Genomic DNA, 18766 nt, shown 5'->3' on the forward strand with positions numbered 1-18766 from the left:
TGGACTTGTTTTTGTCTCACCAAGGCCGAAGGCTTTAACCTGGCGGTGTCTTTGTTGGCATGTTGCCCTTCCTCTTTTGAAAACTCTGTCATGGGGTGGCGTCCTCTAAGATGAGGTCGCTGGCCTTTTCGCCGATCATAATGGCGGGGGCGTTTGTGTTGCCGCTGACGATACGGGGCATGATGGAGGCGTCGGCCACGCGCAGTCTGTCGATGCCGCGTACGCGCAGACGGGCGTCCACAACGGCAAGAGGATCGTTGCCCATTTTACAGGTGCCTGTGGGGTGATAGATGGTCACTGCCGTTTTGCGCGCCCATTCCAGCGTGCCAGCTTCATCATCGTAGGCGATGTCGCGTCCCGGTGCATGTTCTTCGATGATGTGCGATTTAAGCGGTTCAGTTTGTGCAATTTTGCGTGCGATCTGAATGCCTTTGACGATGGTTTGGCAATCTGTATCGGTGGCCAGATAATTGGGATGGATGGCTGGATGGTCGTCCATATTGGCCGACGTCAGCTCCAAATGGCCCGCACTTTCCGGGCGCAGTTGCAGGACGGACGCCGTGAAAGCAGAGAATTTATGGGGGCCTTCTGCCGGACTGTCCGCACTAAAGGGCTGGATGTGAAATTGGATGTCAGGTGTTTCCAGATGCGCCGCAGTTTTTAAAAAACCGGTGCCAAGGCTCGCCGCCATTGTCATGGGGCCGCGCTGGGTTGCCGCATACTGCAGCGCAATAGCGGTCTGCTTGAAAATATTGCTGGTCTCCACATTTATGGTGCTGAGGCGGGTTTTGAAAACAGGGCGGGCTTGCAGATGGTCTTGCAGGTTTTTGCCGACGCCTGGCAGCGCGGTTTGGATCTGTACGCCGTGCGGTTTCAAGGTCTCAGGATCGCCGATCCCAGAAAGCATGAGGATATGTGGCGAGCCGATTGCGCCAGCGCTTAAGATAACTTCACCCAGCGCGGTTATGGTTGTTGGTTTGCCATTAATGCGCACGCGTATGCCGGTCGCACGACCATTGGCGAGGAGAACTTTCTCTGTCTGGGCGTTTGTGACAATCTCAAGGTTGTGTCGGTGGCGTGCCGGGCCGAGGTAGGCCACCGCCGAGGAACACCGCCGCCCGCCGCGCATTGTAAGTTGAAAATACCCAACTCCTTCTTGATCGGCTCCGTTGTAGTCTGGGTTTCGCTGGTAGCCTGCGGCCTCGGCGGCATCGATCCAACGATCGACCACGTCACGTGTGAGGCGCGAGTTTTGCACCGAAAGCGGACCTGACGTGCCACGCAACCCGGAATGATCTGGTCCTTCCCACCGTTCTGAGCGCTGGAAATAGGGCAGGACGTCCTCCCATGACCAGCCTGTGCACCCCATTTGCGCCCAGCCATCATAATCTTGCGGCTGACCGCGCACATAGAGCAATCCATTGATGGAGCTTGAGCCCCCCAGCACACGCCCGCGTGGCCAAGGAATGCCGCGACCTGCGATGCCGGGATCCGGGGACGTGTGATAGCACCAGTCGGTTCGGGGATTGCCCATGGTGCGAAAATACCCGACGGGAATGTGGATCCAAGGATTGGTGTCGCGTGGCCCGGCTTCGATCAAGGCAACGGTATGCCGCCCATCAGCTGAAAGCCGATTGGCGAGAGCGCATCCAGCCGAGCCGGCCCCTACAACGACGTAATCAAACTCCAAATTGCCTCCAATGATCAAAAAATGAGACTTTTTGTCTTGTTTTTTGCTCAATTATTGACGCTACAATGATTCACAGACAAATCAAGAACCTTTCTTACCTAAGGGAAAGATGGCCGAGACTGATCGCATACCGACCAATTTACGCACGTTGATGATCTTGGAAGTGCTGGGACGCAGCGACCGGGCTATGAGCGCGACGGAGATCAATACAGCGCTGGGCTTGCCAAAACAGACAGTGCATCGGTTGTGCGCAACGCTGGAGCAGACTGGATTTTTGACGCGGCAAGGCAATTCGCGGCGGTTTCAAGTGGCGCGACGGTTGCGAGAGCTGGGGGCTGGATTGCTGTACAATTCGCGTGACCACATCGCACGACGCCAGATCCTCTTGGATGTGGCAGATCAGATTGGCGAGACCGTGAATTACGTTGTGCCGGAAGATGCGGGCATGAGTTATTTGGATCGTGTCGAGACGGATTGGGCGTTTCGTATTCAGCTGCCAATTGGCACGCATGTGCCGTTTCACTGCACGGCAAGCGGGAAAAGCTTTCTTGCCAGCCTTGCGCCGGCGGCACGCAGAAAATGTGTTGCATCGCTTACTTTGCAGCGGATGACACCGGCGACACATACCTCGCAAGATACCCTTCTTGACGAATTGGAGCTGATTGCAAGTCGTGGGTATGCCTTTGATGAAGAGGAGTTTTTAGAGGGTATGGTGGCGATGGCCGTTCCTGTGAAAGATCCGGCCGGTCGCTTTGTTGCCGCGCTTGCCTATCATGGGCCGACGCAACGTGTGGTGCTCGCTGAGGCTGTGAAGCAAGTCGATGTTTTGCACACAGCAGCCAAGCGACTGAGTGTCGCGCTTTTTAGCGAGCACTAGGCGTTTCAGGGACATCTCAGACGTTTACAACGCGCAAAAAGAAAAGCCCCGCACGTTTGTGCAGGGCTTTGTACGGTTTCATTTGGTGCTGAGATCAGGCGCCGACCATGCCAACAATCTCATAGGTTTTCTTCAAAATCGGTGCCGCAATTTCGCGCGCTTGACCTGCGCCGAGGGCAAGGATTTTGTCGATTTCTGCTTGATCCTGCATCAACCGTGCCATTTCGGTGGAGATTGGCGCAAGCTTCTCAACCGCCAGTTCTGACAGCATTGGCTTGAATTCAGAGAATTGTTTGCCACCCACATCCGCGAGCACCTGTTCGACAGATTGTTCAGACAGACCGGCGTATATGTTGACCAAATTACGCGCTTCGGGGCGGTCTTCCAGACCTTTGGCTTCAGAAGGCAGGCCCTCAGGGTCGGTTTTCGCCTTGCGAATTTTCTTGGCGATGGTGTCCGCATCATCCGTCATGTTGATGCGGGAGGCATCAGAAGGGTCAGATTTGGACATCTTCTTTGAGCCATCACGCAATGACATCACGCGGGTTGCCGCGCCTTCGATCACTGGCTCAGTGACAGGGAAGAAATCCACATCGTAGTCGTGGTTGAATTTGATCGCCACATCGCGGGTGAGTTCGAGGTGCTGTTTCTGATCTTCTCCCACAGGCACATGAGTGGCGTGATAGACCAGAATGTCTGCTGCCATGAGAGCAGGGTAGGCCAACAGGCCCAGAGAAGCATTTTGCTGATTTTTGCCAGCCTTGTCTTTCCATTGAGTCATGCGCTGCATCCAGCCCATGCGCGCGACGCAGTTAAAGATCCAGGCCAATTGGGTGTGTTCGGCCACCGCTGACTGGTTAAAAAGGATCGATTTCTTGGGATCGATGCCTGCGGCAATGAAACCGGCGCAGAGTTCACGTGTGGCGCGTTGCAGTTTGGCAGGGTCTTGCCAGACGGTGATGGCATGCAGGTCAACCATGCAGAACACGGTTTCATGGGGGCCAGCCTCTTGCATGTCGACAAAGCGCTTCATCGCGCCAAGATAATTGCCCAGCGTCAGGCCGCCCGAGGGTTGAATCCCGGAAAAGACGCGTGGGGTAAAGGTGGAGGACGTTTGGACCGCCTCGTTCATAGGAATACTCCGTCTGGATTTGTTAACGCGCTTGGCTTACCTACGGGGTCAAACCCCGTCAAGAAGGACGGGCAAGGAGTACAGGCATGTCACATCCCGACGATCAAAGCCCCATCAACCCATTGCCGCCTGTTGTGACGGCATTGTTCCTGATTTTAGCAGGGGTGGAGGCCGTGTTGTGGCTCGGCTCCAAGGGGATACTGGGCGGACCTACCGCAGTGGGTTGGCGGCTTGAAACCATTCAACGCTATGCATTTTCTGCAGAAATTTATGACTGGATGGTGACCACTGGCAATTGGCCGATGGAACATGTTGTTCGATTTGTGAGCTATTTGTTTGTGCACGGAAATTTCACACACGCGCTGTTTGGCGGTGTTTTGCTTCTGGCGATGGGCAAAATGGTTGGCGAAGTGTTTTCTGGTTGGGCGACACTCGCGATTTTCCTGTTGTCCGGTGTGATTGGGGCCTTTGGCTATGCTGTGGTTTTGGACAGCGAGATCCCGCTGCTCGGGAGCTATCCCGGGGTCTATGGCCTGATTGGCGCATTTACCTTTTTGATGTGGATCCGGCTCGGCGAAGTTGGCGCGCCACAGGCACGCGCGTTTTCGCTCATTGGGATGCTTGTGGGGATTCAGCTGATCTTTGGCCTCATCTTTGGCGGAGCGCCAGATTGGGTCGCGGATGTGATTGGATTTGGCACAGGGTTTGCCATATCTTTTGTCCTCACACCGGGTGGCTGGCAGCGCATCGTGGAAAAAATCCGCCGCCAGTAGAGGTGCATTCTAAGCGGGGTTTTCGCTGTCGATTTTGCGTACAGCGAGCCCCAATGCGAATGCGCTGACGCCGTTGGACAAAAGTTCAATGGCGAGAAGCACACCTAGCAAAACCGTGGCGGACTGCGGAAAATTGTTCAAAACCATTAAGCCGAGGGCGATTGAGATCACGCCTGAGAGCACGAGGGCCAAGCGGGCGCTGCCTTGGAAATTCAAAAGACCAAAGCCCAACTTGAACGCACCTGAGACAAGAAACAGGATCCCGGCGATAAGTGTAAGCGATAGTAGGCCTTTGAGCGGCTCACCGATGATATGAACACCAATCACTGTGGCGATGAGGCCCAAAAGGATCCCCACAATTTTCGCGCCAGTTGTCTCTGCTCTGAATGCGGCGAAGACCTGTAGCAACCCCATGATCACAAAACTCCAGGCCACGAACAAGGTGGCTGTGATTGAGGCTGCAAACGGATACACCAGCGCAACGATGCCCAGTACGATGGCCAATACGCCAACACTCATCAATAGGACAGAATTTTTCATTTCCCACTCCATACATAAATCTATGGATCCATCTAAGGGCGAGTGCGCGGGCGTAAGCAACCGTTTATCTTTAAAGCATCAGCCTTTGCCGCGCTTTGCCGCGCTTCGAAGGTCCTGCATGTCAAAAGCGCCGATCACTCGGCCAACCAAAGCGTAGATCGAACCGCTGAGCACGACAAGAAGGCCGAGAGCGAGGTAACGCCACCCCCCTGTGCCAAGCCAGGGTGTGAAGATCACCGAAAGCCACCAGAGCGCGCCGCCCATGACAGTGGCTGCAACACATATGCGCCAAAGACGGCGCCTCAATCTGTCGTCAAAGCGCGCGACGTCTCCGAAAATACGTGCGCCAAAAGCAAGCTGAAACACCATGACCCATGCGGCGACGGTTGTTGCAATCGCAGGAGCGAGCCATGAAAGATAGGGGGAAAGACCAACAGCCAAAACAGCATTGATCACCATGGCCCAAACTGCGTATCGAAATGGGCGTTTTGTGTCTTCGCGTGCGAAGAAGAGTGGTTGAAGCAACTTCTGGAGCACAAAGGCTGGAAGGCCAACGGCATAGATCGCAAGTGCGACGGCGATGGCTGCGCTGTCGTCTGCGCCCGTTGCACCACGTTCAAACAGCACCGAAACCAATGGCAGTGGGATCACCAAAAATGCCACTGCGCAGGGGATCGTCAGGAACATGGAAAATTCACCCGCACGCGAAAAGGCATAGCGCGCACCTTCATCGTCGTTGGCTTTAAGGCGGCGGGAAAGATCCGGCAGCAAAACGATGCCGACCGCGATGCCAATCACACCAAGCGGCAGCTGATAGAGGCGATCAGCGGCGTAGAGCCATCCCAGGGCGCCTGTGGTGTCTGAGGCCACAATTTGACCGACCATCAGGTTGATTTGAACGACGCCGCTTGCCAGAGCCGCAGGCACAGCAATACGCACCATTTCAGACATCTCTGAGGTGTAGCGGGGGCGTTTAAGTCGAATTTTCAGGCCCGCCTTGCGGGTTGCCGTCCAGACCAGCGCAAGCTGCAGAATTCCGGCAACCGGGATTGTCCAAATCAGCCACAAAATAACTTCACCACCGATCCAATGTCCGATCAGCAACGCTGGAATGATCAGAATGTTGAGCAAGGTTGGCGCAGCGGCGGCGGCGGCGAACCGCCCGGTGGCATTCAGAACACCGGAAAACAGCGCGGCTAGCGACATGCACAGGATATAGGGGAAAACAATACGCCCATAGCTGACAGTGAGGTCGAAACGCGCATCACCCACGAAACCCTCTGCCGTGAGCCAAACGAGTGCGGGCATGAAAATCATACCAAGCGCGGTGAGGCCAAGCACTGCTGCTGCCAGCAGACTTAACGCATCACTTGCAAAGCCTTCCGGATCTTCTTTGCCTTCGTATCGTTTGGAAAACATCGGCACAAACGCGGCGTTGAATGCGCCTTCGGCGAAGAAACGACGAAACATATTGGGGAGGCGGAACGCGGCGACAAAGGCATCCATAACGGGCCCAGGACCGATCAGTCCCAACAACAGGATTTCGCGCGCAAAACCGAGGATGCGGCTCGCCAAGGTCCAAAACCCAACAGTCATAAAGCCGCGCATCAGGCGGATCGGCGTCATGCGTTGGCCCTTTCTGCGCCAATTTTGATCGCGTCGCGTAGTTTTTTCTCAAGTGCCTTTTGTTTGTTGTCTGCGTGAAATTTCAGGCCGAACATGTCTTTTACATAAAACGTGTCCACCACCTGTTCACCAAAGGTCGCAATCACGGCGGAGGCGATATACACGTTTGAATTGGCAAGTGTCCGCGTGAGATCAAACAACAGGCCCGCGCGATCGCGGGTGTCCACCTCGATGATGGTGTAGATCTCTGAGCCTTCGTTATCAAAGGTGATGGTTGTGGGAACATTGAAAGCCCGTTCGCGCTTTTTGATCACGTCACGGGATTTTATCGCTTCTGTTGTAACCACTTCCCCAGCCAGAGTTTTTTCTATCATCTGGCGTAGGCGGGGCAGGCGCGCGGCTTCATAGGGCTTGTCTTCCGCATCCTGGATCCAGAAAGCCGCCGTGGCGTAGCCATCTTTTGACGTAAATGTGCGCGCATCCACGATGTTGGCGCCGACAAGCGCCAATGCTCCACACATACGGGAAAAGATCCCGGGATGGTCCGCCATCGCGAAGCAGACCCGGGTGGCGTCGCGATCGTCATCCGGATGCAGGTCGATACGGACCTCGTCATCTGGGATATCGCGGAGCAGGGCTGCAAACACTTTGTGTGCTGTGATGTGCAAGCCTTGCCAGTAGGGCTCATAGTGGCGGCCCGTCTCTTTCTTGAGGTCTTTGGGGGACCAGTCGGCAAGTTCCTTGCGCAACAGTTTTTTCGCTTGCGCGCCGCGGTTTTCGCGTGTGATTGCCTCCATCCCGTTTTCAAGGACGAGTTTGGTCTGCCCATAGAGCGCGCGGATCAGGACCGCTTTCCAGTTGTTCCACGTATCGGGCCCCACGCCGCGAATATCGCAAACCGTCAGAACCGTGAGGAGGTTCAAACGGTCTACGGTTTTCACCGCTTTGGCAAAGTCGCGCACAGTGCGTGGGTCAGCAATGTCGCGTTTCTGCGCCATATCGGACATTAGCAAGTGATAGCGAACCAACCATTCGACGGTTTCGCTTTCGGTTTTGTTGAGGCCCAGTGCCGGGGCCACTTTGCGCGCGATTTGAGCGCCGAGCACCGAATGGTCGATATCCCTGCCTTTGCCGATATCATGCAGGAGCATCGCAACCATCATCACCTTGCGATTTATGCCGTTTTTCAGAATTTCGGAGCTGAGGGGAAGCTCAGATTGCAGTTCTTCGCGCTCAATTTCCGCAAAATTTGAGATCACCTGAATGGTGTGTTCATCCACAGTATAGGCGTGATACATATTGAACTGCATCATCGCGACGATGGGCTCAAACTCCGGGATAAATGCCGACAAAACGCCAAGCTCATTCATGCGGCGTAGGGCGCGCTCTGGATTGCCATGTTTGAGCAGCAGGCCAAGAAAAATGCGCTGTGCCTCTTTGTCCGCGCGCACTGTTTCATCAATCAGATGGAGGTTGGCAGTTACCAGGCGCATTGCATCTGGATGGATCAGCATGCCCGTGCGCAATGCCTCTTCAAAAAAGCGCAATAGATTGAGAGGGTCGGCCAAAAATGCCGCTTCATCGGGAACATCAAGGCGGTTGTGCGTGACGGTGTAGCCCGCTTTCACGCGCGGACGACGCCGGAAAATGCGCTCTAGAAGTGGTTCGGCCTTGGCGTGAATCGCCTCAAGTTTCGTGAGCAGGATGCGCGTGAGATCGCCAACGGAAGTGGTGTGCCGGAAATAATCCTGCATAAAATGCTCAACTGCGCGCCGCCCTCCTTTGTCGCTGTAGCCCATGTTGTCTGCAACTTCGACTTGCATATCGAAAGTGAGTTGCTCACTCGGACGTCCGGCGATCAGGTGCAGGTGGCCCCGTACGGCCCAGAGAAAGTCCTCAGCCGCAATAAACCGGCTCAGCTCGTCTTCTCGAAGGACTTCCTTGGCGACAAGTTCGGAGACGTCAGAGATGTGGTAGACATATTTGCCAATCCAAAAAAGCGTTTGCAGATCGCGCAGCCCGCCCTTGCCCTCTTTCACATTGGGTTCGACCACATAGCGTTGGCCCTGTTTGACATGTCGCGCGTCTCGTTCATCGAGTTTTGCTTCGATAAATTCGCGTTCTGTACCTTGAAACAGGTCTTCTTCTAGGCGTGTTTTGAGTTCGGCGGCGAGCGGTTCAAAACCGCGCAGGAAACGATTTTCCAGGAGTGCAGTACGAATGGTGAAGTCTTCGCGTCCCAAACGCAGGCAGTCCTTCACCGTACGAGAGCTGTGTCCCACTTTGAGGCGCAGATCCCAGAGAATGTAGAGCATGGATTCAATCACGCTCTCAGCCCAAGGGGTTATTTTGTAGGGGGTCAGGAACAGAAGATCGACATCTGATTGGGGCGCCATTTCTCCCCGGCCATAGCCGCCAACCGCAAACAGCGAGAGGCGCTCTGCCTCTGTTGGGTTTGACAGGGGATGAAAGCGCAGGGTGGCCGCGTGAAATGCAGCTGCGATCAGGCAATCCGTCAACCAAGAGTATGATCGTGTCATCGCGCGCGCCGCATGTGGGCGTTCGCGAAAGGACGCGGCGATCTGGGCCATGGCCGTTTTCCGGCGGGCCATCAACAGGGTTACCAGCTCTTTGCGGAGCTGTGTTTCCTTGCCCTCCTGGGAGAGGATTGCACGCAATTCTTCCTCAACTTCAGCGCAGTGGAAGATGTCGTCTGGGGCACAAATCAGCCCCGCTTTCGGCGGGGCTGGAAAGAGATTGTGGGCGTTAGAGGCCAGCGCCTGCAAAAGTTGTTGGGGCAGGGTCAATGATCACCACCTTCTTGTCACGGATCGTGGCAACAGCCAGACCGCGCTCGTTTGTTCCATCATTTCGTAGGCGGAAAATGCCATTTACGCCTTGAAAACCAGCCCCTTGCGTCAGTGCCGAAGAGGTAAGCGCATCGGCATTACCTGCTTTCACAAGGGCACCAATGGCCGCGATGCCATCATATGCCAAGCCACCAATCGGGTGTGGCAGTCCGCCATAGCTTTGCGCATACCGGCTTTGGAACTGATCTGTCAAAGCAGGATCGGGCATGGCGAACCAGCCACCTTGCACGCCTGGCAGTTCAAGAGTTTGCGCCGGGATGTCCCAACGCGTGAGGCCCATGAACTGTGTGGTGTCAGGCCCAAGCCCAGCTTCTGGCATCAGCTGTGTCAGAAGTGGCAGCGCACCTGAGGTGTTGGATGTCAGGAACACAGCATCTGCGAGATTCTGCTCAGCAGTCTGTTTGATCACGTTGACCGCAGCGACCACGCCCTGTTGCGAGAATTCGTAGCTGACAGACCCCGCAGCGCGCGCACCTTGCGCTGCAATTGCGTTGTTGATCGCGGTGTTGCCAAGTTCACCAGCGCTGTTTTGCGCATAGACGGACATGATCCCATCTTTGCCATTCGCGCGAGCATAGGCGACCAGCCGATTTGCCGTGTTGTCAAATGTTGGCCCCAGGACGAACAGGTTGCCGCCAGCGATGGTTGTGTTGTTGGAAAAGGACAGCACATTCACGTTTTTGCTGGCCACAGCGGTTGCCGCAGCGTTTGCCGCTTCGCCAAAGACTGGGCCAAGGATGATTTTTGCACCCTCATCCACGGCTTTAATCGCCGCAGCCTGCGCCGTACCGGGATCGCCTGCAGTGGCATACACGCGCAGGTCAATCTGCACGCCATCCAAATCTGAAATTGCGAGTTTCGCAGCATTTTCGAGGCTTTGTGCCAGCAGGGCATCGCCAGAGTTGCTTGAACCGGCAGGCACAAGCAACGCAACAGGAACGGGAGCACTTGGCGAAATACGTTGGCCTGTGTTCAGGCTGGACGGGTCACATGCTGCCATGGCAAGAACCGCAGCACTGAGCGCGGCCCCTTTTACAAAACGCTTGGCAGGTTTAAGAAAAGACAAAATTGGCAAAGCTCCACTCCCGTTGGGGTCGCGCCCGTGATTGAGCCCCGGCCGCGTTGGTGCGAATAATAAACGAGTGGAAAGGCGGGTCTACCCATGAAATTTCAAACGGTTAAATTGCAGCCCGGGTTGTACTTTGTCGCCACACCTATCGGCACCGCACGAGACATCACATTGCGCGCGCTAGACATCTTGGCCTCCGCCGATGTGATCGCGGCAGAAGACACCCGTTCCATGAAAAAACTGTTGGAAATACACGGGGTCTCGCTGAATGGGCGTCCGGTTCTGTCATACCACGATCATTCTAGCGAGGGGACTCGGGCCAAACTTTTGGCGCATCTGGAGGCGGGGCGCTCGGTCGCTTACGCGTCTGAGGCGGGCACGCCTTTGATAGCCGATCCGGGTTATCATCTTTCTGTTGCAGCGTCAGAGGCTGGGCATCTGGTGACAAGCGCGCCGGGTCCAAGTGCGATTATCACGGCATTGTCGCTTGCCGGCTTGCCGACGGATTCGTTTTTCTTTGCTGGATTTTTGCCAAATGCAAAGAAAGCGCGACAAACGGCATTGGAGGCGCTGCGCGAGGTGCCGGGTACATTGGTTTTCTACGAATCGCCCAAACGTGTCGCTGCGATGGTGGCCGATGCGGCGGAGGTGCTTGGCGGCGGACGGCAAGCTGCCGTTGCGCGGGAGTTGACCAAGAAGTTCGAGGAAGTTTTGCGGGGAAGCCTTTCGGATTTGGCTGGCGAATTGCCTGAGCGCCAGATCAAAGGGGAAATCGTCGTTCTGATTGATCGTCAGCGCGGTGAAGCGGCAAGGGAGGATGACGTAGAAGATGCCTTGAGGGACGCGCTTGAAACACTGTCGGTGCGGGATGCCGCGGATGCGGTGGCCAAAGCCTATGGCATCAACCGGCGCAAAGTGTATCAATTGGCTTTGAAGCTTCAGAAGGCGGAGTAAGTTCAGCCGAAAGGCAGTGCAATGGGTGACAAGCGCAGGGCAGACACCGGGCTCAACAACTATCTGGCAGGAGCAGCGGCGGAGGAGGTCGTTGAACGCCACTATCTTGACCTTGGGCTGAGGCTTGCTCGGCGCCGCTGGCGCAGCAAAGCTGGCGAAATTGATCTCATTTTTCACGATGGTGAGACGCTGGTCTTTGTGGAGGTTAAGAAAAGCAATTCTATTGAGGCTGCAATGGCGCGCTTGTTGCCAAGACAAGTTGCGCGTTTACGTTTTGCCGCGGAAGATTTTGCCGGGCGCGCGCCGCAGGGGTTGCTGACAGAGATGCGATTTGACCTCGCGCTTGTGGATGATCAGGGCTCTGTTCACATCCTCGAAAATGCGCTTTGTTAGACGTCCGCCCCCATTGCAAGCGGGGCAGGCATGGGCCATGTAGTTTGAGCAACTCAAGAGGTCTTTGACATGAAAATTGCCTTCCAGATGGATCCGATCACCGCCGTTGACATCAACGCGGACAGCTCTTTCCGCATCGCCGAAGAGGCGCAGGCGCGGGGTCATGAGCTGTTTTACTACTCCCCTGATCATCTGGCTTATGAAGAAGGTGAAATCACCGCGCGGGGGCATTCAATGGTGGTGCGGCGCGAGCAGGGCAATCACGTGGATCTTGGCCCGATGGAACGGGTGAACCTTGCCGACTTTGATGTGGTCTGGCTGCGTCAGGACCCGCCGTTTGACATGCACTACATCACCAGCACACATCTGCTGGATCGGCTGGTGGGCAAGGCGCTGGTGGTGAATGACCCGTTTTGGGTGCGCAACTATCCCGAAAAACTGCTGGTCCTTGATTTTCCAGAGCTGACGCCGCCAACGACGATTGCGCGCGATCTGGACACCATCAAAGAGTTCAAGGCCAAACATGGTGATGTGATCCTGAAGCCGCTTTATGGCAATGGGGGCGCCGGGGTATTCCGACTGGACGTCAATGACCGAAACCTGACCTCCCTGCATGAGTTGTTTACAGGCTTCAGCCGCGAGCCGCTGATTGTGCAGAAGTTCCTGCCGGATGTGAGCAATGGCGACAAGCGCGTTATTCTCGTGAATGGCGAGCCTGTGGGGGCGATCAATCGCGTGCCCGCGGCGGGGGAAACCCGCTCCAACATGCATGTGGGCGGGCGGCCCGAGAAAATTGGGCTGACAGAACGCGATCTGGAAATCTGTGCAGCGATTGGCCCATTGTTGCGTGAGAAAGGTCAGATTTTTGTCGGTATCGACGTGATTGGTGACTATCTGACGGAAATCAATGTGACCTCTCCCACCGGCATTCAAGAGCTTGAACGCTTTGATGGTGTGAACATCGCCGAGAAAATCTGGGAAGCGATTGAAGCCAAAGTGGCCTAGATGTCTTGGGCACTGCTCAGGCGGAAGCTGATGGCTTCCGCCAAATGCGGGCGGCGCACGGTGTCGCTTTGATCCAAATCGGCAATTGTGCGGGCCACGCGCAACACACGATGGTAGCCGCGTGCTGAGAGACCGAAACGCTCTGCCACATGGCTGAGCAGGCTGCGCCCTTCGGCATCTGGCGTTGCGATCTCCTCTAACTGTTGCCCGTGGACATCGGCATTCACGCGAATTGTTGGGTCATCATGTCCAAAGCGTGCGGTTTGACGGGCCTGCGCAGCTGATACGCGTGCGGCGACGGTTTCTGAGGTGTCCCCGTCATTGGGCAAATCGAGATCTTGAAAGCTGACCGGTGGCACTTCAATACGCAAATCCAGCCTGTCCAGCAGCGGCCCTGACAGGCGATCGAGGTAGTCCTGCCCACAGTCTGGGACACGGGCGCAGGCTTGGGCGGGATCAAACATATGCCCGCATCGGCAGGGGTTGGCTGCCGCGATCAGCATGAACTTGCAAGGATAGGTCACATGGGCATTCGCGCGTGCGATCATGACCTGACCGGTCTCTATGGGTTGACGCAGGGTTTCGAGTACGGGGCGGCTGAACTCCGGCATTTCGTCCATAAACAGCACCCCATTGTGAGCGAGGGAGATTTCGCCGGGGCTGGCCCGTCTGCCGCCTCCCACAATTGCGGCCATAGAGGCGGTGTGATGCGGTTCGCGAAACGGGCGGCTGCGCGAGATGCCGCCTTGGTCCAACAGACCTGCGATGGAATGAATCATCGATGTTTCCAGGGCTTCTGCGGGGCTGAGAGGCGGCAGGATGGTGGGCAGGCGCGCCGCGAGCATGGATTTGCCGGATCCCGGTGCCCCCACCATGAACAGGTGATGGCGCCCAGCAGCTGCGATCTCTAACGCGCGTTTGGCGCGTTCCTGGCCTTTAACGTCGCGCAGATCTCGGGCGTTTTTGGGGTTGTGTACCTCGCCGGGTTCAGAAGGTTTGAGGGGGGATTGGCCACTGTAATGGCGCACCACATCCGCCAGAGTGGCAGCGCCGATCACCTGAGTGGCGGCAACCCATGCTGCCTCGGGGCTGGACACTGCCGGGCAGAGCAGGGTGCGGTCTTCCTCTGCGGCGCTCATGGCGGCAGGCAGCGCTCCAGTGACGCCGACAAGAGAGCCATCAAGGGAAAGCTCTCCCAAGCTGACGGTGCTTTCTGAGGCGTCTTCGGGAATGATGCCGATGGCTGCGAGCAATGCGACCGCGATTGGCAGATCAAAATGGCTTCCTTCTTTGGGGAGATCTGCCGGGGAGAGATTGATGGTGATGCGTTTGGAAGGCAGTGCAATCGCCATTGATGCGAGCGCCGAACGGACGCGATCGCGCGCCTCAGAGACAGCCTTGTCTGGCAATCCGACGATGGAAAAGGCTGGCAAGCCAGGCGTGAGTGCGCATTGCACCTCAACTTGATGGGCCTCAACCCCTTCAAATGCAACCGTGTATGCACGCGCAACCATGCCAAACTCCACCACCAAAACCGATTAACAAACCTTAAAGAATTGGTAGCGGAGGATGGTTAGCGAAACGTTAACTTAACATGGTCACTGCCATCAGAGGATGGCTGTGAAAGCGGGCCAAACCTCTGGGTCTGCGGCAGTTTTGTCTCTGCAGAGCGCGTTGCAAAAGCCGAATATACGCCCGTCCATTTCCATAAAATGGGTCACTGGTTTGCCTGAATAGGGGCATGTGGCGTTCTCGGAACTTGTGGCCGCAACTGGGATCGCCTTGCGTGGGGTTGGGCCGGGCCAAGCGCGTGTTGCATAGTCTTTGGCATACCAAGGCAGCGTCTGACCGTTGACCATGCCCATGGCACGCCAGCGGCGAAATGCGGGGTCTGCGAGATGGGCCGCAACATAGGACTGTGCCATCTCGCCCACGGGCAGATTGTAGCCAGCAATGCGTGCAGCAACTGGTGCAAAAAACGCATCCGCCGCGCTGTAGTCGCCACAGAGCCAAGGGCCGTTCGCGCCGTAAGCGGCGCGTGCGTGTGCCCAAATGGTTTCCAGCCGCGCAAGATCCGCCAAAACGGCGTCTGAAGGCAAAGCATCTTGATAAGACAGGCGCAGGTTCATCGGGCAGTCATTGCGCAAGGCAAAGAAGCCTGAGTGCATTTCTGCGGCCAGATTGCGCGCGGTGGCGCGGGCGGCTGGGTCTTTGGGCCAAATGCCTGCCTCTGGGTGGCGGCTGGCAAGCTCTTCTGCAATCGCAAGACTGTCAGACAGGACCGCGCCGTCAGGGAGCTTGACGGCCGGAACAGTCCGTGCCGGCGCGATTTCGCGGAGTTGTGCAGCCACAGACTGATCAGAGAAGTCCACCAACGTTGTGGTGCGAGCAATGCCGAATTTTTCAAATAAGAGCCAGCCACGCAGCGACCAGGATGAATAGGCGTAATCGCCAATATAAAGATCGTATGTCATGCGATGAAGCTAGCAAAGCTGAATCCATCACGAAAGAAAAACGTTTTGATCGAATATATCAAGAAATGTGATTTATTTGGAGTGTCTTCCACCCAGCGTCTGTGACTCTAAAGGAGGTTACAGAGAGATTGTCGATACGATGGCTAAACGCCTCTTCTGCTGTGAGCATCTCGCCGCGCTGTACCTGCGTAAGGATGACGCCAAAGTGCACGACCGCGATCAGTTTGCCTCCTTTGTGGGTTTCGATCAAGCGATCAATGGCGGGGTTCACGCGGGTGCAGACCTCGTTCCAACTTTCGCCGTTTGGGGGGCGCACATCGCCCGGATTCTCCCAATAGGCCCGCGACAGGACGGGGTCCTCTGCTTCTATCTCTTTGAAATTCTTAAGCTCCCAATCGCCGAAGTGAATCTCACGCAGCTGTGGGTCGTGTGGCAAGCGCAGGCGTTTGCGTTGAATTGCGTCTGCCGTGGTGACGCAGCGTACAAGATCTGAGCTGATTACAATGCCATCGTCGGGCAGGTGATCGGAGAGGCGTGCCAGCGCGTCTGTATCAGACAGGTCGGCAGGCAGGTCAGACCAGCCGACCATCGTCTTTGCATGGGTCGGCCCATGTCGCACCAGATGCAGCTCAGTCATGGCAGCTGTCCTTTCAGAACCATAGGCAGCCCGGCAACCACCAAAACGGCCAGATCGGCTTGGTGCGCAAGTGCCTGATTAAGCGCACCCTGCGCGTTGCGAAATTGGCGGGCAAGTTTGTTTTCTGGCACCACATCCAGACCGACTTCGTTTGAGACAACCACCACACTCGCGTGGCAGTTGCGCAGGGCGGTAAGAAGATTGTCTTGCTCAACGGCCAGATCGTTTTCAGCCAAAAGGTGATTTGATAGCCACATGGTGGCGCAGTCTAGCAGAACCACCGCATTTGCGGGCAAATTCAAGAGCGCCTGCGCTGTTTCCAGTGGAGATTCAATGGTTTGCCAGTCTGGTCCGCGCTGAACCAGGTGTCGTTCAACCTTCGCCTCCATCTCTGCATCAAATGCCTGCGCGGTTGCCAGATATATCCGAGGTTGGCCGGTGGACATCACCAATTTTTCTGCAAAAACAGATTTTCCTGACGCTGCACCGCCCAGTACAAGGCTCAGTTTTGGAAGCATTTCGGCGTCCTTTTCGAGAGTTGGCGCACCCTGCGGTAAACCGCATGGGAGGGCAAGCGTGAAATCAGCAGATGACGCCAGGGATCTGAAGCGGACTTGCATCCACCGAACAGGGGCGTATTGGTAAAGCCATGAAACAGATGGTGACAGCAGCTGCTTTGGCGTTTGCCTTGGCAGGCGGTGCAGCAAAGGCAGAACAGCTTGACCATACCCTTCTGCAGGGTGTGGATGTAGTGTTCTTGGGTGAGGTTCATGACAATCCGGTGCACCACAGTGCGCAGGCAGGGGCAACGCTGGCGCTTGCGCCAAAGGCCATAGTCTTTGAGATGTTGACGCCAGATCAGGCGGCGCTTGTAACCCCGGAGTTGCTGGATGACGAAGCCGCCCTAGGGCAGGCATTGGCTTGGGATGACAGCGGTTGGCCCGAGTTTTCCATGTATTATCCGATATTTGCCGTCTCAGGCGGCGCGCGGATCTATGGTGCGCAGGTGCCCCGTGGTCTGGCGCGCGAGGTGCTGTCGAGCGGAAACATGGACGCGGCCATGGCTGGGGAAGCGTCGCAATATAAGCTGACAGAGCCTTTGCCAGAAGCACAGCAAACGGAGCGTGAGGCGCTGCAGATGGAGGCGCATTGCAACGCGCTGCCAGAAGAGATGTTGCCGATCATGGTGATGGCGCAGCGGTTGCGGGATGCGCGTCTGGCGCAGTCTGCCACAAAGGCACTGCGCGAGACCGGCGGACCGGTTGTGGTGATCACCGGCAATGGCCATGTGCGCAACGATTGGGGCGCTCCAACTCTGATGGATCCAAGCATTTCAGTGGTGACATTTGGTCAACTCGAAGCCGAGCCTGAGACTGAGCCGCCCTATGACACATGGGTGGTTACGGCGCCTGTTGAGCGCGAAGACCCTTGTGCGGCTTTTCAGTGAGTGACCCGGTTGTGGGATGACTTGTTTCTGTAGGCTCTGCAGCCTAACCTTTGCCAAATCGGCGTAGAAAGGTCCGCTAAATGCTGACGAACAAACGTATTCTTCTGATCATTTCTGGCGGCATTGCGGCCTATAAATCGCTGGACTTGATCCGCAGGTTGCGCGAACGCGGCGCGCAGGTCACGCCTGTGTTGACACGATCTGCCGAAGAATTTGTGACCCCGCTTTCGGTTTCCTCACTGGCGGGATCGCAGGTGTATCGCGATTTGTTTGACCTGACGGATGAGGCCGATATGGGCCATATTCAGCTGTCGCGATCCGCTGATTTGATTGTCGTCGCCCCTGCCACGGCGGATTTGATGGCAAAGATGGCGCACGGGATGGCCAATGACCTGGCTTCGACATTACTGTTGGCGACAGACACGCCTGTTTTGGTGGCTCCAGCGATGAATGTGCGCATGTGGGACCACCCGGCAACGCAGCGCAATCTGGCGCAGCTCAAAGGGGACGGGATCTCTTTTGTAGGGCCCAATGAGGGCGACATGGCTTGCGGTGAATTTGGCCCCGGCCGGATGGCGGAGCCGATGGAGATTGTTGAGGCTGTTCAACGTGCTACATCGGCTGGACCGTTGGTTGGCAGACGTATTTTGGTGACATCTGGGCCGACCCATGAGCCTATTGATCCGGTGCGCTACATTGCCAACCGCTCGTCTGGGGCGCAGGGCAGTGCGATTGCTGATGCGCTTGTGAAACTGGGCGCTGACGTTGTTTTTGTGACCGGCCCGGCGGATGCAGCGCGGCCCGAAGGGGTAGAGCTGATTGAGGTGGAAACCGCTCAGGAGATGCTGACCGCGGTGCAGGAGAACCTTGCAGTGGATGCGGCGATTTTCTGTGCGGCTGTGGCAGACTGGCGTGTCGCAAGTGCTTCTGACAGAAAGATAAAAAAGACCAAGGGTGGTTTGCCTGTTCTGGAGTTTGCGGAAAACCCGGACATTCTTGCAACTGTAAGCCAGATGCCCACGGGGCGCCCGCCACTGGTCGTTGGATTTGCGGCGGAAACCGATGATGTGATCGAAAACGCAACTGCGAAACGTATTCGCAAGGGGTGTGACTGGATCGTGGCCAATGACGTGAGCCCGGCAACTGGAATTATGGGCGGTAGCGAAAATGCAGTGACCCTGATTTCCAATGAAGGATCAGAGGCTTGGCCGCGCATGGGCAAGACTGAAGTGGCCGAGAAACTGGCGGCGCGTTTGGCAGACGCCCTGGGGGCATGACC

17 protein-coding genes are annotated in these 18766 nt (G+C 56.4%); 7 read left to right on the forward strand and 10 right to left on the reverse strand.

The features are described 5' to 3' along the window. Nucleotides 1–88: 88 nt before the first annotated feature. Entirely contained in the window at nucleotides 89–1690 is a 1602-nt protein-coding gene (locus tag J7413_RS13880; protein ID WP_209099191.1) for a GMC family oxidoreductase N-terminal domain-containing protein, read from the reverse strand. 109 nt (nucleotides 1691–1799) lie between these two features. On the opposite strand from J7413_RS13880, the gene J7413_RS13885 reads away from it, so the two are divergent. Further along, entirely contained in the window at nucleotides 1800–2567 is a 768-nt protein-coding gene (locus tag J7413_RS13885; RefSeq protein WP_209099192.1) for an IclR family transcriptional regulator, read from the forward strand. Between the two features lie 94 nt (nucleotides 2568–2661). On the opposite strand, the gene trpS is transcribed toward J7413_RS13885, so the two are convergent. Then, a complete protein-coding gene (trpS, locus tag J7413_RS13890) occupies nucleotides 2662–3699 on the reverse strand; it encodes a tryptophan--tRNA ligase (protein WP_209099193.1) in 1038 nt (345 codons plus the stop codon). 86 nt (nucleotides 3700–3785) lie between these two features. Between trpS and J7413_RS13895 the strand changes: the two genes are divergently transcribed. Then, nucleotides 3786–4472 carry a rhomboid family intramembrane serine protease gene (locus J7413_RS13895; protein ID WP_209099194.1) on the forward strand — a complete coding sequence of 229 codons (687 nt, stop codon included), beginning with the start codon at nucleotides 3786–3788 and terminating at the stop codon, nucleotides 4470–4472. Nucleotides 4473–4481: 9 nt separating this feature from the next. Here the strand turns inward: J7413_RS13895 and J7413_RS13900 are convergent, their stop codons facing one another. From J7413_RS13900 to J7413_RS13915, 4 genes are all read right to left on the reverse strand, one after another. Beyond that, complete coding sequence (locus tag J7413_RS13900) at nucleotides 4482–5012, reverse strand: DUF308 domain-containing protein (protein WP_209099195.1); 531 nt, start codon at nucleotides 5010–5012, stop codon at nucleotides 4482–4484. Between the two features lie 78 nt (nucleotides 5013–5090). Beyond that, entirely contained in the window at nucleotides 5091–6638 is a 1548-nt protein-coding gene (murJ, locus tag J7413_RS13905; RefSeq protein WP_209099196.1) for a murein biosynthesis integral membrane protein MurJ, read from the reverse strand. After that, on the reverse strand, nucleotides 6635–9445 hold the full coding sequence (locus J7413_RS13910) for a [protein-PII] uridylyltransferase (protein ID WP_209099197.1): 2811 nt from the start codon (nucleotides 9443–9445) through the stop codon (nucleotides 6635–6637). The genes murJ and J7413_RS13910 overlap by 4 nt, the downstream gene beginning before the upstream one ends. Beyond that, entirely contained in the window at nucleotides 9405–10574 is a 1170-nt protein-coding gene (locus J7413_RS13915; protein WP_247743531.1) for a penicillin-binding protein activator, read from the reverse strand. Before J7413_RS13915 ends, J7413_RS13910 begins: the two co-directional genes overlap by 41 nt. 96 nt (nucleotides 10575–10670) lie before the next feature. Here J7413_RS13915 and rsmI point away from each other — a divergent pair, with 96 nt between their 5' ends. The 3 genes from rsmI (at nucleotide 10671) to gshB (ending at nucleotide 12929) form a co-directional block, all read left to right on the forward strand. Further along, the gene (rsmI, locus tag J7413_RS13920; RefSeq protein WP_209099199.1) at nucleotides 10671–11531 is read left to right on the forward strand and encodes a 16S rRNA (cytidine(1402)-2'-O)-methyltransferase; all 861 of its coding nucleotides are present in this window, start codon (nucleotides 10671–10673) and stop codon (nucleotides 11529–11531) included. A 21-nt stretch (nucleotides 11532–11552) separates the two neighbouring features. Next, nucleotides 11553–11924 carry a YraN family protein gene (locus J7413_RS13925; RefSeq protein WP_209099201.1) on the forward strand — a complete coding sequence of 124 codons (372 nt, stop codon included), beginning with the start codon at nucleotides 11553–11555 and terminating at the stop codon, nucleotides 11922–11924. A 69-nt stretch (nucleotides 11925–11993) separates the two neighbouring features. After that, nucleotides 11994–12929 (forward strand): glutathione synthase, encoded by a 936-nt coding sequence (gene gshB, locus J7413_RS13930; RefSeq protein ID WP_209099203.1) that lies wholly within the window; start codon nucleotides 11994–11996, stop codon nucleotides 12927–12929. Here the strand turns inward: gshB and J7413_RS13935 are convergent. From J7413_RS13935 to cobU, 4 genes are all read right to left on the reverse strand, one after another. Next, complete coding sequence (locus tag J7413_RS13935) at nucleotides 12926–14443, reverse strand: YifB family Mg chelatase-like AAA ATPase (protein ID WP_209099205.1); 1518 nt, start codon at nucleotides 14441–14443, stop codon at nucleotides 12926–12928. The two genes, gshB and J7413_RS13935, sit on opposite strands and share 4 nt — an antisense overlap. Before the next feature lie 93 nt (nucleotides 14444–14536). After that, nucleotides 14537–15403, reverse strand: coding sequence for a glutathione S-transferase (locus J7413_RS13940; RefSeq protein WP_209099207.1), 867 nt, complete (start codon nucleotides 15401–15403; stop codon nucleotides 14537–14539). A 58-nt stretch (nucleotides 15404–15461) separates the two neighbouring features. After that, the gene (locus J7413_RS13945) at nucleotides 15462–16040 is read right to left on the reverse strand and encodes a histidine phosphatase family protein (protein ID WP_209099209.1); all 579 of its coding nucleotides are present in this window, start codon (nucleotides 16038–16040) and stop codon (nucleotides 15462–15464) included. Next, nucleotides 16037–16558, reverse strand: a complete 522-nt coding sequence (gene cobU, locus J7413_RS13950) for a bifunctional adenosylcobinamide kinase/adenosylcobinamide-phosphate guanylyltransferase (RefSeq protein ID WP_209099211.1) — start codon at nucleotides 16556–16558, stop codon at nucleotides 16037–16039. Before cobU ends, J7413_RS13945 begins: the two co-directional genes overlap by 4 nt. A gap of 131 nt (nucleotides 16559–16689) precedes the next feature. Between cobU and J7413_RS13955 the strand changes: the two genes are divergently transcribed. Then, nucleotides 16690–17487: a ChaN family lipoprotein gene (locus tag J7413_RS13955; RefSeq protein WP_209099213.1), complete on the forward strand. Its 798-nt coding sequence runs from the start codon at nucleotides 16690–16692 to the stop codon at nucleotides 17485–17487. A gap of 80 nt (nucleotides 17488–17567) precedes the next feature. After that, nucleotides 17568–18764, forward strand: coding sequence for a bifunctional phosphopantothenoylcysteine decarboxylase/phosphopantothenate--cysteine ligase CoaBC (gene coaBC, locus J7413_RS13960; protein WP_209099215.1), 1197 nt, complete (start codon nucleotides 17568–17570; stop codon nucleotides 18762–18764). The last annotated feature ends 2 nt before the right edge of the window (nucleotides 18765–18766 follow it).

Origin of the sequence: Shimia sp. R10_1, from assembly GCF_017744095.1 — a bacterium.
GTDB lineage: Bacteria > Pseudomonadota > Alphaproteobacteria > Rhodobacterales > Rhodobacteraceae > Shimia.